The sequence below is a fragment of the Lentzea sp. NEAU-D7 genome (assembly GCF_026242055.1).
Classification (GTDB): Bacteria; Actinomycetota; Actinomycetes; order Mycobacteriales; family Pseudonocardiaceae; genus Lentzea.
This window is the reverse complement of record NZ_JAPJDL010000001.1, coordinates 769,354-795,760: the sequence shown is the minus strand read 5'-3', so window position 1 is coordinate 795,760 and position 26,407 is coordinate 769,354. Positions and strand designations below refer to the sequence as shown.

The following is a 26,407-nucleotide window of genomic DNA, read 5'->3' as shown; positions in this document are numbered from 1 at the left end:
CGCGGGCGAGTGTTTCCGCCACCCTCAACGAGACGTAGTCGCGCTGTCCGGCGCCGCCTCGCCCTGGGCCGCCTTGCGCTGCGCTGCCCTGCCTGGCGCCGCCTCGCCCCTGTTCGGCCTCGCGGTCCCCAAGTTTCTGCTCGCCTAAGCCGCCTTCCCGCAGGATCCGGGCGCCGTGACCACTCGCGCCCCGACTCGCCTCGCCCCAGCTCGCGGGGTCCGAGACGCTGCAGCGCCATCCCCGCACCAACTCACGCTGCGCCGCACAGCCCGCGAGCTTCCGCTCACCTGGGCTCGCTTCGCCGCATGCTTCCGGGCGCCACGCACCCGCCCCAGCTCGCCCCAGTTCGCGGTCCGCAAGACGCAGCTGCGCCGCCCCGCGTCGTCTCGCCACCCGCCTGCTTCCGCTCACCTGGGCCCGTCTCCTCGCATGATCCAGGGCGACACGCCCGCTTGCGCCGTCACCGCTCGCGCCCCAGCTCGCCTCGCTTCGGCCGCAGCGCGTCACTTCTCGCCGCTTTCATCTCTCGCAGGCCGGGCTTCACCTCCCGCCCAGGCCTCCGTCCCCGCGCTCGTCCAGCGCGGCCACCGCACCACCACCCCTCACCGCCACCCGCTCAGACCCCGCCACCCGCTCAGACCCCGCCACCCGCCCAGACCCCGCCACCCATCCAGTAGAGGTCTGGACCATTTCGTGCTTCAATGACAGTGGGTCGCCGCCTGTAAGCGAAAGGTGAGCGAATGTCCCGCTTGTTGCCCAAAGCGCTGACAGCCCTGCTTCTGCTCATGAGCACCGTGCTCGTCCCGGTCACCGCCCAGGCGGCCGACACGTGTGCGCTCAAACCCCGCCCGGCGGGCAAGGTCCTGCACGGGTACTGGGAGAACTGGGACGGCGCGTCCAACGGGGTGCACCCGCCGTTCGGCTGGACCCCGATCACCGACAGCCGCATCAAGCAGCACGGCTACAACGTGATCAACGCGGCGTTCCCCGTGATCCGGTCCGACGGCACCGTGCTGTGGGAGGACGGCATGGACGCCGGGGTGAAGGTTGCGACTCCTGCCGAGATGTGCGCGGCGAAGGCGGCCGGGGCCACGATCCTGCTGTCGATCGGTGGCGCGACGGCGGGCATCGACCTGAGTTCGGCCGCTGTGGCCGACCGGTTCGTCGCTACCGTCGTGCCGATCCTGAAGAGGTACAACTTCGACGGGATCGACATCGACATCGAGACGGGTCTGGTCGGCAGCGGCAACATCAACCAGCTGTCGGCGTCGCAGGCGAACCTCGTGCGCATCATCGACGGGGTGCTGGCGGCCATGCCGGCCGGGTTCGGGCTCACCATGGCGCCGGAGACCGCGTACGTGACGGGCGGCAGCGTCGTGTACGGCTCGATCTGGGGTGCCTATCTGCCGATCATCAAGAAGTACGCGGACAACGGTCGTCTGTGGTGGCTGAACATGCAGTACTACAACGGTTCCATGTACGGCTGCTCCGGCGACAGCTACTCGGCCGGGACCGTGCAGGGGTTCGTGGCGCAGACGCAGTGCCTGAACAAGGGGCTGGTCGTGCAGGGCACCACGATCAAGGTGCCCTACGACAAGCAGGTTCCCGGGCTGCCCGCGCAGCCTGGTGCCGGTGGCGGCTACATGAGCCCTGCGCTGGTCGGGCAGGCGTGGAACAGCTTCGGTGGCCAGCTCAAGGGGCTCATGACCTGGTCGATCAACTGGGACGGCTCGAAGAACTGGACCTTCGGCGACAAGGTGAAGTCGTTGCAGGGGCGTTAGAGCACGATGGTGTTCTGCCCGGCGGCGATCCGCCACACTCCGTCCTCTTTGGACAGGATGTAGAGCGGTGAACCCTCGTTCTGGTCCGGGATCGGGGTGCCGTCGGGCCGGACCGGGCGCTGGCGGATCTTGACGGCCGCCACGTCGGGCCGGATGAACAGCACGTGCGCCACCTCGTACGTGGCGGTCGCCTCCTTCGCCGCGCCGGGCAGGACCTGGCGGGTGAAGGAGGCGATCTCGTCACGGCCGGTGAGCCGCTTGCCGTGCGCGGTCGTCCAGATCGCGTCGGAGCGGAAGAGGCCGATGAACTCCTCGGGGAGCTCGTTCTGCTGCGAGTGCTGGACGGTGGCGACGAGCTTCTCGATCTCTGCGATGTCGGTCATGGTCAAGATCGTCGTACCTCGACCATGCTGGAGGTCAAGTCACTCGCGAGGCGCTACCCGCGACTCGTAGGACTTCGGCTGGTACCAGGGGTTGTAGAAGCAGCCAGTGCCGTACTTCTGGTCGTGGCCGGGGCAGGCGTACGAGATCAGGAACGGGTTGGAGCGCACGCCGAACTTCTCCCAGGCCGACAGGGACTGCATGGCCGCGGCGTACTCGGAGTCGCTGAACGCGCTGTGCGTCGTCTCGGTCGTGAAGGTCTGCACGAGGTTGTACCAGCGCCCCGCCTTGGAAACGACGTCGCGGTAAGCCGACTCGTGCTCCACGAACGCGGTCGGGTCGCCGATCGCGTGCACCGACAGGACCGGGATGTCGATCTTGCCGGTGAGGTCGCTGTCGTGGGCCAGGTCGGCGCGGGCCGACGGGTCCGCGGCGAAGCGTTCGACGCCCGCGTTCAGCGCCGCGTCGTCGTGCGAGCCCTTGTACACCACACCCTTGTTGCTCCAGGGGTTCCGGTCGCCCAGGCGGTTGTGCACGATGTCGCGGAACGTGAACGTCGCGAAGTTCAGGTGCGAGTTCAGCGTCTCCTCGGGGATCTTCGTGACGGTGAGGATGTCCGTGAGCTTCTGCTGCTGCTCCGGCGTGCGGCTGCCTGCCACGCCGAGGCATTCCTCGATCCTGCCGCGCAGGCCGGCGGTCGTCATCGTCGAGCCGGGACGCAGGCCCTGCCACAGCGGATACTGCTCCTCGGACGGCCGCGGGTGGTTGCCGCAGTAGTACTGGTAGACCACGCGCAGGTCGACGCGGTAGTCGTACCCGCGCGAACCGCCGGCCAGGACGCCGCTCGTGAGCAGCGCCGCGTCATAACCCTTGTACAGCTCGATGGTCTTCGCCGCGACGTTGCCGCCCCACGACTGCCCGTGGAGGTACACCTTGTGCGGCTTGAGCATCCTGACGACCATCCTGCGCAGGTTGTCGGTGTCCTCGGCCGCCATCCGCGTGCCGTACCCACCGCGCCGGTACGAGGTCCCGGCCCACGCGTAGCCCTCCTCGACCATGACCGACCAGCGGTTCAGGTCGTCACGGGTGCGCTCCGGCGTGGGGTCGCCGAGGTCGGGGCCGCCGTGCGAGTGCACGACGAGCGTCTTGTTCCACTTCTTCGGCACGGCGATCGTGTAGTACGCGCCGTTCGGGTCCCGGCCCTCGTAACAGGTGGTGCCGGCGGGGACGTTCTCCGGGCACGGTGCTGTCGGGGGCAGGTGCACCGGCGACGTGAGACTCGCGGTGAGTGCGAATGCCAGCAGGACGTTCATGGCGGGAATCGTGAGTCGGGCTCGGCAAGTGGTCCAGTTCACTCGCGCAAACTTGGGATTTCCCTGACGTTACGATCGCGCTCCGCGGCGGAAGCGGACGCTGTTCAGCACGTGACGTGCCCAGGCGTGGTCGGCTGGGTCGTCGTGCACGCACGTCACGACGACCATCTCGCCGAACCGCGCGACGTGGCCGTGGAACTCGTGCCGGCCGGAGGCGCCGGTGAGCCACAGCGCGTGTCGCAGCTCGACGCCGTCGCGCTCCACGAACCTCTGCTCCTCCGGCACGTCCGGGGCGCCTTCCAGAGCCAGCTCCAGGAAGCGCTCGGCCGACGTGCCCTGGGCCCGGCGGACGTCGACGAACACCGCGCGGCCCGGTCCGGCGAACCGCAGGCCCTCCTCCAGCACGTGCGGGGTGAGGCCCGCGCTGCGCTCGACGCTCCACCTGCCGGGCAGCCTCTGCTGGATCGGCACCGGCAGTTCGACGAGGTAGCCGCTGAGCACCTCGTCGCGGTCCCAGGTGGTGCCGAGCAGCGGGTGCTGGACGTATTCGGGCAGGTCGCCGGGCTCGCGGACCTCGGCGGCCACCTCCGCGCCGCGCAGGCCGTCCCACGGCTTGATGTCGTGCGCGAACGTGCCGGTGAACTTCAGCGAGTCGTAGCCGGGGCCGTCCCACGAGTCGGCCGCGTGCCGCGCGTCCTGCTCGTCGACCCGCATCCAGGCGCCGAACCACAGTTCCAGGTCGCCGGTCAGGTCGACGAGCAGGACGCACCGCACGTACGCGGCGTCGCCGGTCAGGAGAACGTTGCCGCCGGCCAGGAGCGAGTGGGCGCGCACGCCCGGCGGCAGACCCAGGTCCAGGTCGATGGCGCCCGACTCGTCGAGCTCGGCGCCGCAGCAGTCGCAGGCCGTCACCCGATGTACCGGACGCTGTTGAGCACGTGCTGCGCCCACGCCTTGTCCGCGGGATAGCGGTACACGCAGCGCACGGAGATCATCGTGCCGGGACGGACGACGTGCGCGTGGAACACCTGTTCCTCGTGGCCGTCGATCACCTCGCTGAGCCAGAACGCGTGACGCAGTTCCGGGCCGTCGTGCTGCACGGAGTGCTCGGCGCTCGCGGGGTAGCCGTCGAGGACGGCACCGAGGAAGTCGCTCACGCTGCCGCCGGTGAGGTCGGCGTAGACGTCGAGCGCCACCCGGCGGTCCGGGCTCGTGAACCTGACCGTGCGGCCGTCGACGACGCAGCGCATGCCCTCGGTCCGTTCGATGGTCCAGACCTCGCCGAGCGTCTCGCGGACCGGCACGGGCAGCGGGTGCCGGATGCGGCACAGCACCTCGTCGCGGTCCCATTCGCGCTCCAGCAACGGGTGCGCGGTGAAGTACGGCAGCTCGTCGGTGTTGAGCACCGCGGCCTCGACCGGCACTCCGAGCACGTCCCAGGGCTTGATGACGTTCGCGAACCTGCCGGCGATCCGCAGGTTCGCGTACTGCTCGTCGTTGTCCCACACGGCGTGGGCGTACATCGCGTCGACCTTGCTGATCTGCGTCCACGCGCCGAACACGATCTCGGTTCCGCCGGTCAGCCGAACCGGGAGCAGGCAACGGATGTAGGAGTCGCCGTCCGGACCGACGAGCAGCCCGCCCGTGGGAGCACCGAGTTGCTCACCGGGCACGCCGAGCAGTTGCTCCGGACGGTTCAGCCGGTAGTCGATGCGGTCCGTAGAGGTGATCTCGGCTCCGCAGCATCCGCATTGGACGGTCATGCGCGCATGGTAGTGGGGCGAGTGCGATCGGCACCGGTCAGCGGTCGCCGCGCTGCAGCTCGTCGTCGGCCAGCAGGCGGGAACGCACCAGGAAGCGCACTCCAAGTGGTGCCTCCAGCGAGAAACCGCTCCCACGGCCGGGCACCACGTCGATCGTCAGGTGCGTGTGGCTCCAGTACTCGAACTGCGCCGCGGACATCCACACAGGAACGACGAACTCGTCCACCGCGAGGTCCCCGAGGTGGACGTCGGACGATCCGGTGCGGAACTCCCCGAGGGGGTAGCACATCGGGGCCGAGCCGTCGCAGCAGCCGCCGGACTGGTGGAACATCAGGTCGCCGTGGTCGGCCCTGAGGCCGCGGAGGACGTCCGCGGCCTCAGGGGTCAGTGCGACGCGGGGCATCAGAAGAAGCCCAGGGCGTTCGGGGAGTAGCTGACGAGCAGGTTCTTGGTCTGCTGGTAGTGGTCGAGCATCATGCGGTGGTTCTCGCGGCCGATGCCGGACTGCTTGTAGCCGCCGAACGCCGCGTGCGCCGGGTAGGCGTGGTAGTTGTTCACCCACACACGACCCGCCTGGATGTCGCGGCCGGCGCGGTAGGCGACGGACCCGTCGCGCGACCACACGCCGGCGCCCAGGCCGTACAGGGTGTCGTTGGCGGTCTTCATGGCGTCGTCGTAGTCGGCGAACCGGGTGACCGAGACGACCGGGCCGAAGATCTCCTCCTGGAAGATCCGCATCTTGTTGTCGCCCTCGAAGATCGTCGGCGTCACGTAGTAGCCGCCGGACAGCTCGCCGCCGAGGTCGGCGCGCTCGCCGCCGGTGAGCACGCGGGCGCCTTCCTGCTTGCCGATGTCGATGTAGGACAGGATCTTCTCGAGCTGGTCGTTGGACGCCTGCGCGCCCATCATCGTCTCGGTGTCGAGAGGGTGGCCCTGCTTGATCGCGCGAGTCCGCTCCACGGCATCGCCCATGAAACCGTCGTAGATGTCGCTCTGGATGAGCGCCCGCGACGGGCACGTGCAGACCTCGCCCTGGTTCAGGGCGAACATCGTGAAGCCTTCCAGTGCCTTGTCGTAGAAGGCGTCCCGCTGCGCGGCCACGTCGGAGAAGAACACGTTGGGCGACTTGCCGCCGAGCTCCAGCGTGACGGGGATGATGTTCTCGCTGGCGTACTGCATGATCAACCGGCCGGTCGTCGTCTCGCCGGTGAACGCCACCTTCGCGACGCGCCGCGAGGACGCGAGCGGCTTGCCCGCCTCGACGCCGAAGCCGTTGACGACGTTCAGCACGCCCGGCGGGATGAGGTCGGCGATCAGCTCCATCAGGACGTGGATCGACGCCGGCGTCTGCTCGGCCGGCTTGAGCACGACCGCGTTGCCCGCGGCCAGTGCGGGCGCGAGCTTCCAGACCGCCATCAGGATCGGGAAGTTCCACGGGATGATCTGCGCGACGACGCCGAGCGGTTCGTGGAGGTGGTAGGCGACCAGGTCCTCGTCGATCTGCGAGATGCCGCCCTCCTGGGCGCGCAGCGCGCCCGCGAAGTAGCGGAAGTGGTCCACCGCGAGCGGCAGGTCGGCGGCCAGCGTCTCGCGGACGGCCTTGCCGTTGTCCCACGTCTCCGAGACCGCGAGCATCTCCAGGTTGGCCTCGATGCGGTCGGCGATCTTGTTGAGCACGTTGGCGCGGTCCGCGACCGACGTCCTGCCCCACGCGCGGGCGGCGCCGTGGGCCGCATCCAGTGCGCGCTCGACGTCCTCGGCGGTGCCCCGCGCGATCTCGGTGAAGTCCTCCCCGGTGACCGGGGTGGGGTTGGCGAAGTACTGGCCCTTGGCGGGCGGCACGTACTCGCCTCCGATGAAGTGGTCGTACCGGTCGCGATACGTGACCACGCTGTCCGGTTGTCCTGGAGCCGCGTACTTCGCCATGGGGTCTGCCTCCCGCGTCGTTGCGAACAGGCGGCGAAGGTAAGACCGGCAACGTTTCACGCACGTTGCATCCGATCGGACCAACGACGGGCTTGCCGGTGTGGTGCCGCGGACTGCATCCTGGACCGATGGACCCAGTCGAGCTGGGTGCCGCGCGTCCGGTGATCTTCGAGTCGTGGCGGCGCTCCCTTGCCGCGCGCGTGGACCCGGACAGGCACGAGGCGCCGGTCGTCTACGAGCTCGACGAGGTCGCGGACATGAGGGGCGCGCACCCGCTCGCCGCGACCGTCCCGCTGCTCACGCACACGCTGTCGATGGACGACACGATCATGATCGTCACCGACACCCGCGGCCACGTCCTGTGGTGCGAGGGCGACAACCAGGTCCGGCACAGGGCCGAACGCGTCCACCTCACCGAGGGGGCGCGGTGGAGCGAGGACGTCATCGGCACGAACGCGATGGGCACCGCGCTGGCGACGGGCAGGCCCGTCACCGTCCACTCCAGAGAGCACCTCGTGCGCACCTACCACGGCTGGACCTGTGCGGCGAGCCCCGTCCACGACCCCCACACGGGGGTCCTGCTGGGCGTCGTCGACGTCAGCGGGCCGTTGAAGACGATGCACCCGGCGGTCGCGCAGCTCGTGTCCGCGGCCGCCCGGCTGGCCGAGCACCACCTGCAGCGGTTCGCGCCGCGGCAGCACGTGCTGACGCTGAACTTCCTCGGCGGGCTGCACGCCGACCTCGACGGGCGGTCGCTGGCGCTGACGTTGCGCAACGCGGAGGTCCTGACGGCGCTGGCGCTGCACCCCAAGGGCCTCACGGCGGAACAACTCGCGTTGCTGCTCTATGGTGAACGCGGGAACCCGACCACGGTCCGCGCGGAGCTGCACAGGCTGCGTGCGCAGCTCGGTGGTGTCCTGTTGACGAGGCCGTACCGGCTCGATGCCGTGGTGCGCGGCGACTTCCTGGACGTGCGGACCGCACTCAGGTCCGGTGACGCGGGCAGGGCGACCCGGCACTACGGCGGTGATCTGCTACCCCGTTCGGACGCGCCGGCGATCCGCGAGGAGCGGGCCGACCTCGCCGCCGCGGTGCGCAAGGGCGTGCTGGAGCGCGGAGATCTCGGCGCGCTGCTGTCGTTCGCGGACAACGGCGAGGACGCCGAGGTGCTCGAACGGCTGCACTCGCTGCTCCCGGTCACCGATCCTCGTCACGCTCTCGTCTCCTCGCGCCTGCGAAGGGCGCTGGAATAGGCTTTCCCGCCAGGGGAGGGCAATGTGAAGCAGTGCATCAACTGTATGACCCGGTTGCCGCGCAAGGAGGTCACCGAGGTCGCGTGGTGTGCCTTGTGCGCGCCGTGCCTGCAGGTCGTGTCCGACCAGATGAAGGTGCTGCACGACAGGCCCGGTGGCGCGCCCGTGCAGATCCAGCAGTGCGGCTGGTGCGGTGTCGCGCGCTCGTGCGGTGTCGGGTGGCGCACGAGGTGCCTGGTGTGCCTGGACGACAGGTCCGTGCCGGACCCGGCGGTGCAGAAGATCGCGCACCGGCTGGAGCTCGACGGCACCTGGCGGGAGAACTCCGAGTTCCTCGCCGCGACGACCGTGAAGGTCCGGCTCGCCAAGTACTTCCGGCCCGGCTGGACCGTGCTCGCGACGGACGTGCACGGGCTGCCGTGGACCGGGTACCGGTGGCTGACCAAGTCGCACGGCACGTGGGGCCGCGACGAGGAGACCGGCGAGGTGCGGCGGCTCAAGCGCGTGCGCGGCGAGGAGAACCTGCTCTACCTCGTGCGGTACGGGACGGTGCTCAAGTTCGGGCGCGGGACCGAGGACCGGGTGAGCGCGCACGTCGCCCAGGGCGCGGTGCCGGTCATCGTGCTCTCCGCCCCGAGCGAGCAGGTCGTCGTGGCGAGGGACCGGCTCAAGCGGCTGCACCGCGGCGAGATGGTGTCGCAGCGGACGCCGGTCGACCTGTTCGCGGTGCTGCCGGACGGGCTCGACGTCACCGACCGGTTCTCGCGGAGTTGATCCTGGGTAGTCCTCCACCATGGACGACGTCGTCGTGGTCGGGCAGGTGGGGCGGGACCTGGTCCTCGTCGTGGACGAGGTGCCGGAGGCCGGGGGCACGACACCCGTGCGGGAACGCCGGGAGATGCTGGGCGGCAAGGGCGCGAACATCGCGGTCGGGCTCGCGCAGCTGGGTGCGCCGGTCGCGCTCGTCGGTGTGGTCGGGGACGACGACGTGGGCGCCCGGCTGATCGCGCGGGCAGGTGCGGACGGGATCGCCACCGAGGGCGTGGTGCGACGGCCTGGGTGCGAGACCGCGCTGTTCGTGGACGTGGTCGCCGACGGGTGGCGGTACCTGGAGGACGTCCCGGACGGCGTGCTGCTGCGCGAGGAGGACCTGCCTGTCGACACCATCGCGGCCGCGGCCACCGTGGTCGTGCAGCTGCAGCAACCGCCCGAGGTGGCCCTCAAGGCGGCACGGGCGGCGACCGGGCGGGTGGTGCTCGACGGCGCACCCGAACGGCTGCGAGACGAACTGCTGGCGTGCGCCGACGTGGTGCGCGCGGACCACCGCGAGGCGGAGCAGCTGACCGGTCGCAGGATCGCGAGCGCGGAGGACGCGCTGGGCGCGGCCCGCGAGCTGATGCCGAAGGAACTCGTGGCGTTCGCCGTGGACGGTGTGGGCAACGTGTTCACGTGGGACGGGGGAGAGCTGGTGGTGCCGCTCGGCGACGTGCGGGTGGTGGACACGACCGGGGGCGGGGACGCGTTCGTGGCGGCCCTGGCGTTCGCTCTCACGCGTGGGGACGGCCCCGAGGAGGCCGCGAGGCTCGCCGTCGAGGCCTCGGGGGCCACGGTGACGCATCCCGGGGGCCGGCCGAACCTCACTGCAAGCTGATCAGGCGCGTTATCGTTGAGGCGTCCAATGAGGGGAGGGGTCCGCGTGCGAGTACTCGCCGTAGTGCTGTTGCTGCTGCTCTCCGCCATGCCCGCACACGCCGCGACAGGGACGTACGTGCGTCTCGGGCACTTCTCGATGGACCAGGCGCGTGTCGACGGCACGCTCGACGGGGTCAGGCTCGGCACGCTCGACTACGCCCAGCTCTACGACTACCGCCGCATCGAGCCCGGTGAGCACGTCGTCGAGTTCCGCATGGCCGAGCCGGGCAGCCCGCTGCTGCGGTCGGTGACGATGCGGGCGGAGAGCGGGAAGACCTACACCGTCATCGACATCGCCTCCTCGATCAGGGTGCTGGAGGACGACATCAGCCTGCCTCCGGACGGGCAGGCGCGGCTGCGCGTGATCAACGCTGGTGACGCGGCGATGGACCTGGTGCGCGGCGGCACGGCCGTGCACCGCGGAGTGCAGGCGAACTCCACGACCGGCTACGTCCTGCTGGCGCCCGGCTCGGACGCGCTGCAGGTGGTGCCGCGCGGCAAGGACTCCACGACACTGGAGGCCGCGATCGAACCCGGCGGGGTCTACACGTTGCTGGTCAACGCGCGGCGGATCGAGCTGCGGACCGACGCCAAGGGCGCCGAGGTCGTGCCCGGAGGCGGGCAGGAGACCGGGTTCGGCGGCATGGCGGGCGGCTGGGACTGGCTCACCGCCCTGGTGATCACGCTCATCGTGGGCGTGGCGATGTACTCGGTGCGCGGCCGGCTGTTCCGGTTCGGCTGATGGCCAGGGGCAAGTTCCTGATGGGCGCCGCGGTGCTGGTCACGCTCATCTACGTCGTCAAAGGGCCGGGTTCGGACGAGGTGCCGGAACCGGTGACGGTGCTGATCCCGTCGATCGGCGTCGAGACCACGCTCGAAGCGCTGGAGGTCGACTCGGCCGGGGTGCTGGAGCCGCCGACGCGCTCGGACAAGGCCGGGTGGTACGCCAAGGGGATCGCGCCGGGCGACGCCGGCCCGGCGGTGATCGCCGGGCACGTCGACTCGAAGACCGGGCCCGGTGTGTTCTACCGGCTGCCCGAGCTGCGACCCGGTGCCGAGGTGCTGGTGGAGCGCGAGGACGGCAGCAAGCTGACGTTCGTCGTGAACGGCACCCGGACGACGGAGAAGTCCGCGTTCCCGACCGCCCTGGTGTACGGGCCGACGCCGCTGTCGGAGCTGCGGCTCGTGACGTGCGGGGGCGACTTCGACCGGGTCGCGGGCAGCTACCGGAACAACGTCATCGTGGAAGCGGTGCTGAAAGTCTGACGGTCTCGTCCGCCCACCTCGTGAGCAGCGTGGTGTCGTGCGAGATCGCGAGCACGCCCGCACCGGACTCGCGCTGGTAGGCCTGGATCACGCCGACCAGCGCCGCCGTCGTGGAGGCGTCGAGCATCGTCGTCATCTCGTCGCAGATCAGGTACCGCGGCTTCAGCGCGAGCGCACGGGCGAGGCAGGCGCGCTGCAACTGCCCGTCGCTGACCTCGTGCGGACGGCGGCCCAGCAGGTCGTCGGTGAGCATCACCAGGTCGGCCAGCTCGCCGACGCGGTCCCCGCCCGGTTCCGCGATCGCCTGGCGCAGGGTGAACCGCGGGTCGACGGACAACCTCGGCTGCTGGAACAGCACGCCGATCCTGGTGCGTTGCCGGGCCTGGAACCGGAACCCGGTGACGGTCTCGCCGTCGATCTCCACCGTGCCCGCGAACGGCTTGTGCAGCAACGCGAGCACTCGCGCCAAAGTGGACTTGCCCGATCCGCTCGGCCCGGCGAGCCCCACGGTCTGTCCTGGCCGGACGGTGAGGCTGACATCGGTGATCACCGGGGCGTCGTAGCCCGCGGTGATGCCCAGCCCGGTCAGCACGGGCGGTGGCACGCGACGGCGTGCGGGTCGTCGGTGAGCACGGGGCGGTCCTCGCAGATAGCGGTGGCCTGGGCGCAGCGCGGGGCGAACGCGCACCCCGCCGGCAGGTCGGTGAGCAGGGGAGGCTGGCCGGGGACCGGGAGGAAGTCCCGTTCCGGCAGGGCGTTCGCGAGCCCCCGGCTGTAGGGGTGCTTCGCGCCGTCGAGCACCTCGTGCGCGGGGCCCACCTCGACGATCCGGCCCGCGTACATCACCGCGATCCGGTCGGCGACCTTGTGCGCCGCGGCGAGGTCGTGGGTGATCAGCAGGACGGAGTGGCCGTCGTCGACCAGCCTGCGGAACTCGCCGAGCAGCCCGTCCACGAGGTCGCGGTCGAGACCGGTGGTCGGTTCGTCGGCGATCAGCAGCGGCGGGTTGCCCACCAGCGCGAGCGCGTTCGCGACGCGCTGCGCCATGCCGCCGGACAGCTCGTGCGGGTAGCGGTCGAGGTGCTCGGGCAGCAGACCGGCCCGTTCGGCGGCCTGCCGGGCGTCGCCGCCGAGGACGCGCGCCGCCTCTTCGAGCTGGGACCGCGCGGTGCGGACCGGCGTCAGGTGACTCGCCGGGCTCTGCGGGACGAGACCGATCCGGCGTCCGCGCACCGTGGTGGCGAGCTCGTGGTCGGTCGCCGCGAGCAGGTCGACGTCGCCGAGCCGCGCGCTGCCGGAGGTCTCCGCGTTGCCCGGGAGGAACCCGAGCAGGGCCGAGGCCAGCACCGTCTTGCCGCAGCCGCTCTCGCCGACCAGCGCCACGCACTCACCGGGCCTGACCAGCAACGACACGTCGTTCACGGCCTCGACGGTCGCGCCCTTGAGCGCGAACCGCACCGACACCCGGTCGATCTCCAGGTTCACCACGTCAGCTCCGTGCGCCGTTTCGGGTTCAGCCGGTCCCGCCACACGCCGCTCAGCCCGGACACCGCCAGCGTCGTGATGATCAGCAGCAGACCGGGTGCGAGCGACATCCACCAGCCGCCCACCAGCAACGAGCGCTGGGCGTCGTTGATCATGTTGCCGACGCTGGCCGCGTGCGGCGGCAGACCGAGGCCGAGGAACGACAACGCCGTCTCGTGCCACACCGCGTGCGGCACCATCAGGGTGGTCGCGAGCAGGACCTGCGGGGCGACGTTCGGCAGCAGGTGCCGGGTGAGCACCTGCGTCCGGCTCGCGCCGCCGACGATCGCCGCGTCGATGAACGGCCTCGTGCGCAGCGACAGCACCTCCGACCGCACGATCCGGGCGGCCGTGAGCCAGTGCGTCAGGGCGATCGAGATGATCACGGCGGAGAGGCTGGGCCGCAGGACCGCCACGATCACGATGCCCAGCAGCAGGTGCGGCACCGAGGCGATCGCGTCGACCACGCGCATGAGGATCCGGTCGAACCAGCCGCCGATCGACCCCGCGAGCGCGCCGACCGCGGTGCCGGCGACCGCGGAGATCACGGCGGCGACCACGCCGACGGTCAAGGACACGCGCAGGGCGTAAACGCAGCGCAGCAACACGTCGCGGCCCAGTTCGTCGGTGCCGAACAGGTGCGCGGCGGACGGCGGCTGGTTGGCGATCGCGAGGTCGACGTACTGCTCGTTGAGCTCCACGAACAGGGGCACGACCAGGACGGCCAGCACGACGACTCCCAAAACGACCGCGGACGGCAGGAGCCGCCAGCGCGGTGACCGCGGCGGGCTCGCGGCGGTGAGGCGGCTGCGCGGGGCGGGACGCCAGGTCAGGTCAGCCATCGAGCGCCACCCTCGGGTCGGCCAGCGCGTACAGGACGTCGGCCAGCAGGTTGCCCACCAGCACCACGCCCGTCGCCATCACGGTCAGCGCGCCCAGCAGGGCGAAGTCGACGTTCAGAGCCGCCTCCACCGTCGCCCGCGCGATGCCGGGCCACGAGAACACCGTCTCCACCAGCAACGCCCCGGTGATCAGCTCGGGCAGCCGTGCGCCGAGCAGGGTCAGGAACGGCAGCAGCGAGGTGCGCAGCGCGTGCCCCGACACCACCAGGTGGTCCGGCAGCCCGCGGGCCCTGGCGCCGATCACGTGGTCCTGGGTGAACGACTCGAGGAGGTTCTGCCGCACGAACAGCACGAACCAGGGCGCCTGCGAGATCGCCAGCACGGCCACCGGCAGCACCATGTGCACCGCGACCCCGCCGGCGGACACCGGTTCGGACCCGGTCGTCACGCCGCCCCCGGGAAGCCAGCGCAACTGCAGGGCGAACACGTACAGCACCGCGAGTCCCACCCAGAAGACCGGCGCGGCCTCCAGCGCGTAACAGCCGCCCGTGATCGACCGGTCCAGCCACGACCCCTGCCGCCACGCCGCGAGCGTGCCGAGCAGCAGTCCGAGCACCAGCGCCAGGGTGAAGCCGACCGACACCAGCAGCACCGTCCACCCGAGACGGTCGCCGATGACGGCCGACACGGGCTGCTGCAACGACAACGAGTCGCCGAGGTCGCCGGTGACCGCGTGCCGCAGCCAGGCCCAGTACTGGGCCACGACCGGTTCGTCGACACCCCAGTTCGCCCGCAGCTGGGCCACGCGTTCCGGTGAGGCACCCATGATCCGGACGCCGAAGTAGCGCTCGACGGGGTCGAACGGTGAGGCCTTGGCCAGCACGAACAACGCGAAGCTCACCACGAGCAGCACCGGGACCGCGAACGCGAGCCGGCGCAGCGCCAGCGTGCCGATCGCCCGCCGCCGCGTCACGGCTTCGGCGTCCAGCGCTCGAGGTTCCACCACACCGCGTGCACGAGGCCGTGGTCGTGCGGCTCGACCTGGGTCTCCTGGCCGTTCCACCTGTCCCGCACGACGTAGGTGTGGTCGAGGAACACCAGGAACGCCCAGCCGGGATCGGCGGCGTACGCCTCCTGGAAGTCCTGGTAGGCCTTCTTGCGCGCGGCCGGGTCGAGGCTGCGGCGGCCCGTGTCGAGCGCGGTGTCCACAGTGGAGTTGCGGTACAGCGTCATGTTCACGTAGCCGTCCTGGCCCGCGTACCTGCTGTGCAGCAACGTGTACGCGGCCGTGTCCGGGTCGTACGGGTCACCGCCGCCCCAGACCGCCGCCGCCTCCTTCCGGCGCTGCAGCATGACGTCGAACGTGGTCGCCTCGACCGGGGCGTCGATGCCGAGCTTCGCGATGTCCGAGGCCGTGGCGAGCGCGAGCTCCTTGCGCAGCACGTCGGGAGCGGGGTAGAGCACGGGCAGCTTCGCGGCCTGGCCGTCCTTGGCGCGCTTGCCGTCCGCGCCCCTGCGCCAGCCCGCCTCGTCGAGCAGCCTCTCCGCCTCGGCCACGTCGAAGGTGAACGCGGACTTCTCGTCGTACCAGTCCTCCAGGTACGGCGAGACGGGCGTCGACGCGGGCTTGCCGGAGCCGGCCAGCACGGCGTCGATCATCGCCTGGCGGTTGATGCCGAGGTTGATCGCGCGCCGGACCTGCGGGGACGAGGTGAACGGCAGTTCGGACGGGATGCCGAGACCGCGGTAGTCGGCCGACGGGTTCTGCACGACCTTGTACCCGGACCTGTCGCGGTAGGTCCGGGCGAGCTTGGGCGGCAGCACCGTGCCGTCGAACTCACCAGCGGCCATGCGGGTCGCGCGGGCGTTGTCGTCCGGCACGAAGACCACGGTCACGGACTTGATCGCGGGCGCGCCGCCCCAGTAGTTCTCGTTGGCCTTCAACACCATCCGGTCGCCCTTGCGCCACTCGGAGACCGTGTACGGGCCGGTGCCGACCGGGGCGGTGTTGAACGGGGCGCTGTTGATGTCGACGCCGGTGAGCTTCGCCGCGGGCACGATGCCGAGTGCGAGCTGCTGCGCGAACGGCGCGTAGGCGTAGGAGAGCGTGAACCGCACGGTGCCCGGGTCGAGGGCCACCACGTCGGCCAGCGCGTCGAACCGGGAAGCGATCGTGGAGTTCACCTTCTTGTCCACCACGGACTTGTAGGTGAACACGACGTCGTCCGCGGTCAGCGGTGTGCCGTCGGAGAACGTGACGTCCTTGCGCAGCTTGGCCGTCCACGTCAGACCGTCGGCTGACGCCGTGGGCAGCTCCGCGGCCAGGGCCGGTTTCAGCGCGAGCGAGGCGTCGCGCGAGACGAGTCCGTCGAAGATCTTCGCGGCGCCGTCGGGTGCGTAACCGAGCACCGGGTTGAGGTTCTCCGGCTCGCCACCTGCGCCGATCACGATGGACGTCGCCGATCCGGTCGTCGAGCCGTCGGGTGACGAGCACCCCGCCAGCAGGACGACGGCCAGCAGAAGCGCGCGCCGCATCCAGTTCCTCCCCAGTGTCCGTGTTGCCAGGTGCAGCTAACAGCAAGCAAGTTGCAATAGGCAAGACGTTGCAGCTGCGCGCTCGAGGAGGAGTCGTGCCAGCATCAAGGCATGACCAATGGAGTGCATACCCACGAGCACAGCCACGGAGACACGACTCACACGCATCCGCACGGCGAACACGCACACGATCACGTCGAGCACGAGCACACCCACACGCACGGCGGCTCGACGCACTCACACACGCACGTGCACGACGCGGGGCACATCGAGGAGCACGAGCACTCGCACTAGTGCGATTCGCGCGCGACCTCGCTGCCGCTGGAGCCGATCAGGAAGTCCAGGTCGGCTCCGGTGTCGGCGCCCAGGACGTGGTCGACGTAGAGCCGTTCCCAGCCCCGCCTCGGTGAGGCGAACGCCGACGTCATGGCCTCGTTCGGCGTGCGGGACAGGAAGTCCGGCGCCTCGACGTCGATCCGGCGGTTCTCCACGTCCAGCACGATGACGTCGCCGGTGCGCACCAGCCCGAGCGGCCCGCCCGCGGCCGCCTCGGGTGCCACGTGCAGGACGACGGTGCCGTAGGCCGTGCCGCTCATGCGCCCGTCGCAGATCCGCACCATGTCGCGCACGCCCTGTTCCAGCAGCTTCTTCGGCAACGGCATGTTCGACACCTCCGGCATGCCCGGATAGCCGCGCGGGCCGCAGCCCCGCAGCACCAGCACGGAGTCCGCGTCCACGTCGAGATCGGGGTCGTCGACGCGGGCGTGGAAGTCCTCGATGCTGTCGAACACCACGGCCCTTCCGCGGTGCTGCAACAGGTGCGCCGACGCGGCCGCCGGTTTGACCAACGCCCCCGACGGCGCCAGGTTGCCGCGCAGCACCGCGATCCCGCCCTCGGCGATGATCGGTGCGGACCTGCTCCTGATCACCTCGGGGTCCCAGATCGGCGCGTCGCCGAGGTGGTCGACGAGCGGGCGGCCGGTGACCGTGAGCCCGGCAGGGTCGAGCAGGTCGCGGACTTCCCGCAGCACGGCCAGAAGCCCGCCCGCGCGGTGGAAGTCCTCCATCAGGAACCGGCCGGCCGGTTGCAGGTCGACCAGCAGCGGCACGCCCGAGCCGATGCGGTCGAAGTCGTCCAGCGTCAGGTCGACGCCGAGCCGACCCGCGATCGCGAGCAGGTGCACCACGGCGTTGGTCGAGCCGCCGACCGCCGCGAGCGCCACGATCGCGTTGTGGAAGGAGGCCTTGGTCAGGAACGTGCTCGGCCGCCGGTCCTGCTCGATCAGCTCCACGACCAGCCTGCCGGTGCCGTGCGAGGCCTCCAGCAGCCTGCTGTCCGGCGCCGGGGTGCCCGCCACGCCGGGGACGACGGTGCCCAGCGCCTCGGCGACCAGCGCCATCGTCGACGCGGTGCCCATGGTGTTGCAGTGGCCGCGGCTGCGGATCATCGCCGACTCGGAGCGGGCGAACGCCTCCTGCGACAACGTGCCCGCGCGCACCTCCTCGGACAGCCGCCAGACGTCCGTGCCGCAGCCCAGGGGAGTGCCGCGGAACGTGCCGGTCAGCATCGGCCCGCCCGGCAGCACCACCGCCGGGATGTCGACGGACGCGGCGGCCATCAGCAGCGCGGGGATCGTCTTGTCGCACCCGCCCAGCAGCACCACTCCGTCGACGGGGTTGGCGCGCAGCATCTCCTCGGCGGCCATCGCGGCCATGTTGCGCCACAGCATCGCGGTGGGGCGGACGTTGGTCTCGCCCAGCGACACCACTGGCAGGTTCAGCGGGATGCCGCCCGCCTCGTACACGCCGTTCGAGACGGACTTCGCGACCTCGTTCAGATGCGCGTTGCACGGGGTGAGGTCGGAGGCGGTGTTGGCGATGGCTATCTGCGGGCGGGCGAAGGCGTCGTCCGGGACGCCGCGGCGCATCCAGGCGCGGTGGATGTAGGCGTTGCGGTCCTGGCCTGCGTACCAATGCTCGCTGCGTAGCCCCACTGCGCGCCTCCCCGAGGTCCTCGCCCGACCTTAGCTACATCGGCAGGTCGGGCGGCAGCTGCAGCGCGATGGTGATCAGCGAGTGGACCCGGTTCGCGATGACCGCCAGCAGGCCGTGCATCTCCGGGGACGCGGCGTCGGCGGCTTCCTGGAGCGTGCGCAGGTCGGTGTCGATCTGCCCGAGCACCGCCGCGGTGTCGGCGGGACCGGCCGTGAACGCGCGGGCGATGTCCTCCAGGGGAAGACCGTGGACCTCCAGGCGTTGTACCAGGTGGATGCGCTCCACGTCGTCGCCGCGGTAGAGGCGGTAGTTGCTCGCGGTGCGCTGGGCGGGGCTGATCAGGCCCAGCGTCGTGTAGTAGTCGACGGTGCGGATGCTCACGCCGGCGCGGGCGGCGAGCTCGCCGATCTTCAGCAGTGCCTCGGACATGGCGGTGACCTCCCGTCACCGCAAACCATACAGTGCTACGTGCTACTGTTGGTACATGCCTGAAGAAGCCGATGTAGACGGCTGTAGTACGTGGCCGGGTGCGTCTTGTTGATCGCATCCGGCTTGCTCGCCATCGTGGCCCTCACCGCGGCCACCGGCTATTTCGTCGCGCAGGAGTTCGTGTACATGGCGGTCGACCGCGGCCGCCTGCAGCAGTTGGCCGAGGGCGGCTCGAAGGCCGCCGACCGTGCCTACCGCGTGACCCAGAAGCTCTCGTTCATGCTGTCCGGTGCCCAGTTCGGCATCACGGTGACGGCGCTGCTCGTGGGTTACGTGGCCGAGCCGCTGCTCGGCACCGGCCTCGGTGTGCCGGGCTCGATGGTGATCGCGCTGGTTTTCGCGACCTTCGTGCAGATGGTGCTCGGTGAGCTCCTGCCGAAGAACCTCGCGATCGCGCGGCCCGAGAAGCTCGCGCTGGCCCTGAGCTCCTCGACCCTCCTCTACCTGAAGATCGCCGGACCGGTGATCCGGCTGTTCGACGCGGCCGCGAACCGGCTGCTGCGCGCGATCGGCATCGAGCCCGTCGAGGAGCTGCCCCAGGGCGCGACGCCCGAGGACTTCCGGCAGATCGTCGAGGAGGCGGGGGAGCGGGGACACCTGGACCCCGAGCTCACCCGGCTGCTGGAGCACGGCATCGGGTTCCGCGAGCTCGTCGCGGAACAGGCGATGACGCCCCGCGTGAACGTCCACGCCGTGCGGTTCGACGAACCCGCCGCGCGCGTCGTCTCGTTGCTGGAGACCGGCAACTCGCGTTTCCCGGTGGTCGGCGAGGACCTCGACGACCTGCGCGGTGTCGTCGGGCTGGCCGAGGTGCTGACGCTGCCGCCGGAGCAGCGGGCGTCGGTGGCCATCGGGAAGATCGCCTCGCCCGCGCTCGTCGTGCCGGCGACGCTGCCGTTGCCCGCGGTGCTGGAGAGGCTGCGCACCGAGCGCCGTCAGCTCGCCTGCGTGGTCGACGAGTTCGGCGGGTTCGCCGGCGTGATCTCGCTGGAGGACCTGGCCGAGGAGCTCGTCGGTGAGATCCACGACGAGGACGACCGGGTGGCCGAGATGATCGAGAAGGTCGGCGACGACTGGCGCGTTCCCGGCCGCATGAGGCTGGACGAGGTCGAGGACGCCACCGGCCTGGAGCTCCCGGCCGACGACGCCTACGACACGGTGTCGGGTCTGGTGCTGCACCAGCTGGGCAGGGTGGCCGAGGCCGGAGACGAGATCGAGATGAACGGCGTGCGGCTGGTGGTCACGACGGTGGCGCGCAACGTGCCAGATTCGGTGGTGCTGTCCCGATGAGCATCGTCATCTCCGTCGTGCTGCTCGCGTTGAACGGCTTCTTCGTGGCCGCGGAGTTCGCGTTGATCGCGGCGAAGCGGCACCGGCTGGAGCAGGCCGCCGAGACGTCCCGGGCGGCGCGGGCCGCCGTGGCGGGCGTTCGCGAGCTGTCGCTGATGCTCGCGGGTGCCCAGCTCGGCATCACGCTGTGCACCCTGGGCCTGGGCGCGCTGGCCAAGCCGGCCGTCGCGGACCTGCTGGAACCGGCGCTCCGCCTGACCGGCCTGCCGGACGCGTTCGCCTACGGCATCGCGTTCGCGATCAGCCTGGTGCTGGTGGTGTTCCTGCACATGGTCGTCGGCGAGATGGCCCCGAAGTCGTGGGCCATCGCGAACCCCGAGCGGTCCGCGCTGATCCTGGCGCTGCCGTTCCGCGCGTTCGCCCGCTCGGTCCGCTGGCTCCTCAGTGGACTGAACGGCGTCACGAACTCGCTGCTGCGCCTGATGAAGGTCGAGCCGCAGGACGAGCTGGCGCAGGCGCACCGGCCGGACGACCTGCGGATGCTGCTGCGCCAGTCCGCCGAGCACGGCCTCATCCCCGAGGCGCAGCAACGGTTGCTGACGAGGATGCTGCAGGTGCAGCGCACGACCGTGAGCGAGGTGATGGTGCCGATCGCGGAGACGTCGACGGTCACCGAGCACACCACCGCGCGGGAGGTCGAGCGCCGCAGCCTCCAGTGCGGACGGTCGCGCTTCCCGGTCACCGACGAGGACGGCCGGTACGTCGGGCTCGTGCACATCCGCGAGGCCATGCGCGCCACGGCCCGCGGCGAGGACCCGCCGGCTCGTGAGCTGATGGGCCCGGTGCTGACGCTGCCCGCGTCGATGCCGGTGGCCCAGGCCGTGACGGCGATGCGCGAAGCACGAGCGCAACTGGCCCTGGTAGCCGACGACGAGTCTGTGGCGGCGATGGGCGGCGCGTCTGGTCAGCCCGCTCGGCTCGCTGATGGCGGGGCTGCGGCGGCGATGGGCGGCGCGTCTGGCCAGTCCGCTCGGCTCGCTGATGGCGGGGCTGCGGCGGCGATGGGCGGCGCGTCTGGCCAGTCCGCTCGGCTCGCTGATGGCGGGGCTGCGGCGGCGATGGGCGGCGCGTCTGGCCAGCTCGCTCGGCTCGCTGATGGCGGGGCTGCGGCGGCGATGGGCGGCGCGTCTGGCCAGCTCGCTCGGCTCGCTGATGGCGGGGCTGCGGCGGCGACGCACGACGCGCCTGACCAGCTCGCTCGGCTCGCCGATGGAGGGGCCACAGCGGCGGGCAACGGGTCTGGTCAGCTCGCCCAGGTTGCCGATGACGCGAGTTCCCGTCGGTCGTCCGGTCGCCTCTTCGGGTCAACCGCCGAAGGCGATTCGGGCCGAAGCGGCGGCCGGACGGCCGACTTCCCGGCGAACGAGCCGCCGTCTCCGAAGGAGCGGCCAAAGACAACTGGTATTGCCGCACTCGAAGACCTCCTCGAAGAGCTGATCGGCGACTTCGAGGACGAAACCGACACCCGTCCGGTCGGCGTCCGCTGACCGGGGTTTCCCAGGGAGGAAACACACATGTTCAAACGGATGCTCAGCGCCTTCGGCGTCGGCGGCCCGTCGGTCGACACGGTGCTGGACTCGCCGCACGCCACGCCCGGTCAGGTCGTCACCGGGCAGGTGCGCATCCAGGGTGGCAGCGCGGACGCCGAGATCGGCCAGGTCGTGCTGTCGCTCGTCACCCGCGTCGAGGTCGAGCACGGTGACCACGAGTACGGCGGCGTGTCGGAGTTCCAGCGCCTTGTCGTGCAGCAGGGCGTGCGGGTCGCGGCCGGTCAGCTGGTCGCGATCCCGTTCCAGCTGCCCATCCCGTGGGAGACCCCGATCACCGCTGTTGGCGGCGGCCAGCTGCCCGGCATGACCGTGGGCGTGCGGACCGAGCTCGTGATCGCGGGCGCGCCGGACAAGGGCGACCTCGACCCCGTGCTGGTCCACCCGCTGCCGTCGCAGGACGCGGTGCTGAACGCGTTCGGGCAGCTCGGTTTCTCGTTCCGCAGCGCGGACGTCGAGGCCGGCCGCCTGCACGGCGTGCCGCAGGAGCTCGGCTTCTACCAGGAGATCGAGTTCTTCCCGCCGGCCCAGTTCGCCGGTGCCGTCCAGCAGGTCGAGCTGACGTTCGTGGCGTCGCCGCACGAGCTGTTCGTCATCCTGGAGGCCGACAAGCGCGGCGGGATGTTCTCGTCGGGCGGTGACGCGTTCGGGCACTTCCGGCTCTCGCACCAGGAGGCGCAGGTCGCCGACTGGGCCTCGTCCATCAACGGCTGGCTGTCCCAGGTGGCGCAGCGCGGCGGCGGCATGCACGGCTACGGCCAGCACGGTCACCACGGGGGTCACCACGGCCGGGGCGGCATGGGCATGGGCACGGTCGTCGCGGCCGGTGCCGCCGGTGTCGTCGGCGGCATGGTGGTCGGCGAGATGATGGACGACGCGTTCGAGGACTTCGGCGACTTCGGCGGAGAGTGACCGCGTAACGCGTTTGCGTTCCTCCTCCCGGGGTAACCGCGTCCTGCGTCAAGCAGTCGGCGTTGTTACCCCGGTGGATGGAGGGCGGTGACGACGTGATCGCGCTTGACTACGCGTTGAGGGTCACGCGGGAACTGGGCTTGAGCGGTGAGTCCTCGTGCGTGGACCAGCTCAAACCGTTGCGCGTGTACATAGCCGTGGACGGCCGGTTGCCCGGACATCCCGACCGCGATGTGGCGCTGCTGTGGACGGAGGGTCACGGCTGGGCGATCGCCGTCGAGGACGGTGCCGAGCTGACCGTGGTGGCACATCTACGGGGAGCCGTGGAGCCGCCGCCTCGCACCGTCGCCCGGTGGGTGCGGCGCCAGTTCGCCGGGAGCGGCTCAGCGGAGACCGTGAGCCCGGCGGTGCGCGCCGGCCAGGTGGCCTGACCGAACGCAGAAGGCCCGTCGTGCCCCGAGATCACGGGGCACGACGGGCCTTTGAGCGGAATCAGCCGACGCTGACAGGCTCCTGCCTGTCCTTCTTCTCGATGTCGTCGAGCGCGGTGCCCTCGACGTCGAGCTCCGGCAGCCAGCGCAGGAACTTCGGCAGCCACCAGGCGCGCTCACCGAGCAGGGCGAGCGCGGCCGGCACGAGCACCATGCGGACCACGAACGCGTCCACGAAGATGCCGACGGCCAGGGCGAAGGCGATCGACTTCACGGTCGCCTCGCCGGCGGGGACGAAGCCCGCGAACACCGAGAACATGATCAGTGCGGCGGCCACGACGACCGGGGCGGCCTGGCGGAAGCCCGTGGTGATGGCCTCGATCGGCTTGGCGCCGCGGTGGTGCGCCTCGTGCATCCGGGACACCAGGAAGATCTGGTAGTCCATGGCGAGGCCGAACAGGATGCCGATCACCAGGATCGGCGTGAGGCTGATCAGCGGGCCGGTGCTGTCGAGGTTCACCGCGCCGGCGAGCCAGCCCCACTGGAACACCGCGACCGTGGCGCCGAGCGACGCGCCGATGGTGAGCAGGAAGCCGAGCACGCCGACCAGCGGCACGAGCAGCGAGCGGAAGACCAGGACCAGCAGCACGAGCGCCAGGCCGACGACGACCGCGAGGTAGATCGGCAGGGCCTTGTCCAGGGACGTGGCCACGTCGACGCTCACCGCGGTGGCGCCGGTGACGTAGGCCTTGCCGCCCTCCACGCCGGACAGTTCGGCGCGCAGGTCCGCGACGAGCTTCTCGGTCTCCACGGTGTCCGGGCCGGACTTCGGGATCACGGTGACCAGCGCGGACTTGCCGTCCTGGCTCGGCTGGGCGGGCGTCACCATCGCGACGTCGGACAGCTGCGCGATCGGCTTGGACGCCTCGGTGGCGGTCGCGGCGGCGCCGTCGCCCTCGAACAGGACGATGATCGGGCCGTTGAAGCCCTCGCCGAAGCCCTTCGCGAGGATCTGGTCGGCGCGTTCCTGCGTGGAGCCGGTCGGCGGCTTCTGGATCAGCGTGGTGTCCATGGACGCCACCGGGATCGAGACGATGCCGAGCGCGACGACTGAGAGCAGCAGCGCGACGACGCGGTTGCGGGTGACCGCGCCGCCCCAGCCGCGGATGACACCGCGGTCCTTGGGCTCCGAGGCCTCGGCCGCACGTTCCTTGCGGGTCAGCACGCGGCGGCCGAGCAGGCTCAGCACCGCGGGCACCAGCGTGATGGCGATCAGGACCGAGACGACGATCGTGGCGGCGGCGGAGACGCCCATCTGCGTCAGGAACGGGATACCGGCGATCGCGAGGCCCACCAGCGCGATCACCACGGTGAGCCCGGCGGTGACGACGGCGGACCCGGCGGTGCCGACCGCGGTCGCGACGGCGTGGCCCACCTCGGAGCCCCGGCGCAGCTCCTGGCGGTAGCGGTTGATGATGAACAACGCGTAGTCGATGCCGACCGCGAGCCCCAGCATCGAGGCGAGGATCGGCGTGGTCGACTGCAGGTCCATGAACCCGGTGGCGATCGTGATGCCGAGCGTGCCGATGCCGACGCCGATGCCGGCGCTGAGCAGGTTCATGCCCGCGGTCACGAGCGAGCCGTAGGTCAGGGCGAGCACGACCAGCGCCAGTACGACACCGATGGCCTCGGTGGGCCCGCCGACGTGCGGCGTCTCCTGCATCGCGGTGCCGGTGACCTCGACGGTCAGGCCGGCCGCGCGCGCCTTGTCGACGGCCTTGGTCAGCTCGGCGCGCTGCTCGGCGGTGACCTCGCCCGGCTTCACGTCGTAGGTGACGGTGCTGTAGCCGACGTCGAGGTCGCGGTTGACGCTGGGCGCCGCCGGGTCGAGCGGGTTCGTCGCCGACCGCACGCCCTTCAGCGCGGACTCGTCGGCCACCAGGTCGGTGATCGTCTTGACGTGCTGCGGCAGCTTCTGGCCGGCGGGAGCCTGCACGACGACCTTGGCCGACGCGGTCTCACCGGAGCCGAACTTCTCCTGGATGCGCTCCAGGGCGGTGGTCGACTCCTGGCCGGGGATGGACATCGAGTTGGACGTCTCACCGCCGAGCGTGAACGCGCCGACGCCGGAGCCGATCAGCACGAGCAGCCAGATCAGGACGACGGGAACACGGCGCCGGTAGGTGCCCATTCCCAGTCTGTAGAGCAGTTTCGCCATGGTGGTCAGGCCTCCTGGTGCCCGAGTGCGTCGAAGCAGGTAGCGAGGATCAAGGGACGCCAGGTCGTCTTGTCACCCTCCTGGTTGGCCAGAAGGGTGAGCACGGCCATGGCGCTCAGCGCGCCGACGATGCGGATCGCGCGGGGCAGTTCTTCGCCGGGATCGATGACGAACATCTCGTTGAGGAGCAGCTCGTCCTGCGCCTGCTGCGGGTCCTCGCCCGGCGCCGTCATCGTCCGGAACAGCAGTGAGACCAGTCCTGGCCGGTCGAGTGCGTGGTCGGTCAGCAGCTCCAGCGCCCGCCGGTCCCGCTCAGGCCCGGCGGGCAGCGGCGAGACCTGGTCGAGCACGTGCATCGTGATCACACGGCTCTGCTCCCACGCCGCTTCGAAGAGAGCGTCCTTGCTCGGGAAGTGGTGCAGAAGACCGGCCTTGGACAAGCCGACAGCGTCCGCGAGCGACTTCAGCGAGGTCTGCTCGAAGCCGTGCCTCGCGAAGAGGGCGGCGGCGGCGTCGAGGATCCTCTCGTCGACGCCGATCTTGGGCTGTCGTGGCACGCAGTCGACTTTACGGCGTTCACCGACCGATTCGGTAGGTTTACCGACCGAAATGGTCGGTGGCGTTCGTCACCACAACGGGTGAGTGATCACGATGCAGGCGGTGGTGGAGGTGACCGGCGGTGACGTCGTCGCGCTGTCCGGGCGGATGAGCCGCGAGGAGTTCGACCGGGTGCTCACCGCCATCGCCGAGTACGGCTCGGACGACGACGCCGAGTGCGGACCGGCGCGACTCCGCGCGCTGGTGGACGCGGAGATGATCGTCATGGCCGGTGGGCTGGAGGTGAGGGACACCGGGACCGGCGTGCGCGTCGGACCCGGCTGCTGCGCCGGGCTGGAGAGCTGGCGCGACTGGGCGAGGCTGCTCGACAGCGAGGTGCCGTGGCTCGGGCGTTCGCCGACGCCCGGGGTGGAGCTCGCCGCCGGTGCGGTGAGGGTGCGGCCGGACGAGGAGCGCCCCGACGACCCCGCGTGCGAGATCGCGGACCTCGCCGGACATCTGGAGCGCGTGCGCCAGGACCTGATCGGGTTTCTGGAACTCGTGCGGCGGTGGACGCCGCACGACCTGGGCGGCGCACTGGCCGCGCGGTTCGACGAGGACTTCGTCATCAGCGCGCCTCTGTGAGAATGG

The 26,407-nt window shown here is 70.7% G+C and carries 27 protein-coding genes; 12 read left to right on the top strand and 15 right to left on the bottom strand.

Features of this window, described 5'->3' with window-relative positions; genetic code table 11:
• Positions 1–786 precede the first annotated feature (786 nt).
• A complete protein-coding gene (locus tag ORI60_RS03305; RefSeq protein ID WP_266033945.1) occupies positions 787–1,782 on the top strand; it encodes a chitinase in 996 nt (331 codons plus the stop codon).
• Here the strand turns inward: ORI60_RS03305 and ORI60_RS03300 are convergent.
• The 6 genes from ORI60_RS03300 to adh form a co-directional block, all read right to left on the bottom strand.
• On the bottom strand, positions 1,779–2,165 hold the full coding sequence (locus tag ORI60_RS03300; protein ID WP_266033886.1) for an SgcJ/EcaC family oxidoreductase: 387 nt from the start codon (positions 2,163–2,165) through the stop codon (positions 1,779–1,781). The two genes, ORI60_RS03305 and ORI60_RS03300, sit on opposite strands and share 4 nt — an antisense overlap.
• A 39-nt stretch (positions 2,166–2,204) precedes the next feature.
• Entirely contained in the window at positions 2,205–3,476 is a 1,272-nt protein-coding gene (locus ORI60_RS03295) for a hypothetical protein (protein ID WP_266033884.1), read from the bottom strand.
• Positions 3,477–3,545: 69 nt separating this feature from the next.
• Positions 3,546–4,388, bottom strand: coding sequence for a DUF2199 domain-containing protein (locus ORI60_RS03290; protein WP_266033882.1), 843 nt, complete (start codon positions 4,386–4,388; stop codon positions 3,546–3,548).
• Positions 4,385–5,239, bottom strand: coding sequence for a hypothetical protein (locus tag ORI60_RS03285; RefSeq protein WP_266033880.1), 855 nt, complete (start codon positions 5,237–5,239; stop codon positions 4,385–4,387). Before ORI60_RS03285 ends, ORI60_RS03290 begins: the two co-directional genes overlap by 4 nt.
• A 37-nt stretch (positions 5,240–5,276) precedes the next feature.
• Positions 5,277–5,642, bottom strand: a complete 366-nt coding sequence (locus ORI60_RS03280; RefSeq protein ID WP_266033877.1) for a DUF779 domain-containing protein — start codon at positions 5,640–5,642, stop codon at positions 5,277–5,279.
• Positions 5,642–7,165, bottom strand: a complete 1,524-nt coding sequence (gene adh, locus ORI60_RS03275; protein WP_266033874.1) for an aldehyde dehydrogenase — start codon at positions 7,163–7,165, stop codon at positions 5,642–5,644. The genes ORI60_RS03280 and adh overlap by 1 nt, the downstream gene beginning before the upstream one ends.
• A gap of 128 nt (positions 7,166–7,293) precedes the next feature.
• On the opposite strand from adh, the gene ORI60_RS03270 reads away from it, so the two are divergent.
• From ORI60_RS03270 to ORI60_RS03250, 5 genes are read left to right on the top strand one after another with little or no spacing between them, the layout of a single operon-like run.
• Complete coding sequence (locus tag ORI60_RS03270; protein WP_266033871.1) at positions 7,294–8,418, top strand: GAF domain-containing protein; 1,125 nt, start codon at positions 7,294–7,296, stop codon at positions 8,416–8,418.
• Between the two features lie 45 nt (positions 8,419–8,463).
• Entirely contained in the window at positions 8,464–9,192 is a 729-nt protein-coding gene (locus ORI60_RS03265; RefSeq protein WP_266033869.1) for a hypothetical protein, read from the top strand.
• Between the two features lie 19 nt (positions 9,193–9,211).
• Entirely contained in the window at positions 9,212–10,069 is an 858-nt protein-coding gene (locus ORI60_RS03260) for a PfkB family carbohydrate kinase (RefSeq protein WP_266033867.1), read from the top strand.
• 45 nt (positions 10,070–10,114) lie between these two features.
• Complete coding sequence (locus tag ORI60_RS03255; RefSeq protein WP_266033865.1) at positions 10,115–10,852, top strand: DUF4397 domain-containing protein; 738 nt, start codon at positions 10,115–10,117, stop codon at positions 10,850–10,852.
• Positions 10,852–11,376 (top strand): class F sortase, encoded by a 525-nt coding sequence (locus ORI60_RS03250; protein WP_266033862.1) that lies wholly within the window; start codon positions 10,852–10,854, stop codon positions 11,374–11,376. The genes ORI60_RS03255 and ORI60_RS03250 overlap by 1 nt, the downstream gene beginning before the upstream one ends.
• On the opposite strand, the gene ORI60_RS03245 is transcribed toward ORI60_RS03250, so the two are convergent.
• The 5 genes from ORI60_RS03245 to ORI60_RS03225 are packed head-to-tail and all read right to left on the bottom strand — an operon-like array spanning position 11,348 to position 16,277.
• Complete coding sequence (locus ORI60_RS03245; RefSeq protein WP_266033858.1) at positions 11,348–11,980, bottom strand: ABC transporter ATP-binding protein; 633 nt, start codon at positions 11,978–11,980, stop codon at positions 11,348–11,350. The two genes, ORI60_RS03250 and ORI60_RS03245, sit on opposite strands and share 29 nt — an antisense overlap.
• Entirely contained in the window at positions 11,962–12,864 is a 903-nt protein-coding gene (locus tag ORI60_RS03240) for an ABC transporter ATP-binding protein (RefSeq protein WP_266033856.1), read from the bottom strand. The genes ORI60_RS03245 and ORI60_RS03240 overlap by 19 nt, the downstream gene beginning before the upstream one ends.
• Positions 12,858–13,742 carry an ABC transporter permease gene (locus tag ORI60_RS03235; protein WP_266033853.1) on the bottom strand — a complete coding sequence of 295 codons (885 nt, stop codon included), beginning with the start codon at positions 13,740–13,742 and terminating at the stop codon, positions 12,858–12,860. Before ORI60_RS03235 ends, ORI60_RS03240 begins: the two co-directional genes overlap by 7 nt.
• Entirely contained in the window at positions 13,735–14,745 is a 1,011-nt protein-coding gene (locus ORI60_RS03230) for an ABC transporter permease (protein ID WP_266033850.1), read from the bottom strand. Before ORI60_RS03230 ends, ORI60_RS03235 begins: the two co-directional genes overlap by 8 nt.
• Positions 14,712–16,277, bottom strand: coding sequence for an ABC transporter substrate-binding protein (locus ORI60_RS03225; protein ID WP_266033848.1), 1,566 nt, complete (start codon positions 16,275–16,277; stop codon positions 14,712–14,714). The genes ORI60_RS03230 and ORI60_RS03225 overlap by 34 nt, the downstream gene beginning before the upstream one ends.
• Before the next feature lie 111 nt (positions 16,278–16,388).
• Between ORI60_RS03225 and ORI60_RS03220 the strand changes: the two genes are divergently transcribed.
• Complete coding sequence (locus ORI60_RS03220; protein ID WP_266033843.1) at positions 16,389–16,571, top strand: zinc transporter Slc39a7; 183 nt, start codon at positions 16,389–16,391, stop codon at positions 16,569–16,571.
• On the opposite strand, the gene ORI60_RS03215 is transcribed toward ORI60_RS03220, so the two are convergent.
• Positions 16,568–18,271 carry a dihydroxy-acid dehydratase gene (locus tag ORI60_RS03215; protein ID WP_266033840.1) on the bottom strand — a complete coding sequence of 568 codons (1,704 nt, stop codon included), beginning with the start codon at positions 18,269–18,271 and terminating at the stop codon, positions 16,568–16,570. The genes ORI60_RS03220 and ORI60_RS03215 overlap by 4 nt on opposite strands.
• 34 nt (positions 18,272–18,305) lie before the next feature.
• Positions 18,306–18,701: a MerR family transcriptional regulator gene (locus ORI60_RS03210; protein ID WP_266033836.1), complete on the bottom strand. Its 396-nt coding sequence runs from the start codon at positions 18,699–18,701 to the stop codon at positions 18,306–18,308.
• A 108-nt stretch (positions 18,702–18,809) separates the two neighbouring features.
• Between ORI60_RS03210 and ORI60_RS03205 the strand changes: the two genes are divergently transcribed.
• The 4 genes from ORI60_RS03205 (at position 18,810) to ORI60_RS03190 (ending at position 23,001) form a co-directional block, all read left to right on the top strand.
• Positions 18,810–20,051: a hemolysin family protein gene (locus ORI60_RS03205; protein WP_266033833.1), complete on the top strand. Its 1,242-nt coding sequence runs from the start codon at positions 18,810–18,812 to the stop codon at positions 20,049–20,051.
• Positions 20,048–21,598 carry a hemolysin family protein gene (locus ORI60_RS03200; protein WP_266033831.1) on the top strand — a complete coding sequence of 517 codons (1,551 nt, stop codon included), beginning with the start codon at positions 20,048–20,050 and terminating at the stop codon, positions 21,596–21,598. Before ORI60_RS03205 ends, ORI60_RS03200 begins: the two co-directional genes overlap by 4 nt.
• Before the next feature lie 27 nt (positions 21,599–21,625).
• Complete coding sequence (locus ORI60_RS03195) at positions 21,626–22,570, top strand: sporulation protein (RefSeq protein ID WP_266033828.1); 945 nt, start codon at positions 21,626–21,628, stop codon at positions 22,568–22,570.
• Between the two features lie 95 nt (positions 22,571–22,665).
• Entirely contained in the window at positions 22,666–23,001 is a 336-nt protein-coding gene (locus ORI60_RS03190; RefSeq protein WP_266033826.1) for a DUF6292 family protein, read from the top strand.
• Positions 23,002–23,062: 61 nt separating this feature from the next.
• On the opposite strand, the gene ORI60_RS03185 is transcribed toward ORI60_RS03190, so the two are convergent.
• Entirely contained in the window at positions 23,063–25,219 is a 2,157-nt protein-coding gene (locus ORI60_RS03185; RefSeq protein ID WP_266033824.1) for an MMPL family transporter, read from the bottom strand.
• 5 nt (positions 25,220–25,224) lie between these two features.
• Positions 25,225–25,776, bottom strand: a complete 552-nt coding sequence (locus tag ORI60_RS03180; RefSeq protein WP_266033821.1) for a TetR/AcrR family transcriptional regulator — start codon at positions 25,774–25,776, stop codon at positions 25,225–25,227.
• Between the two features lie 85 nt (positions 25,777–25,861).
• Between ORI60_RS03180 and ORI60_RS03175 the strand changes: the two genes are divergently transcribed.
• Complete coding sequence (locus tag ORI60_RS03175; RefSeq protein ID WP_416234349.1) at positions 25,862–26,401, top strand: hypothetical protein; 540 nt, start codon at positions 25,862–25,864, stop codon at positions 26,399–26,401.
• The last annotated feature ends 6 nt before the right edge of the window (positions 26,402–26,407 follow it).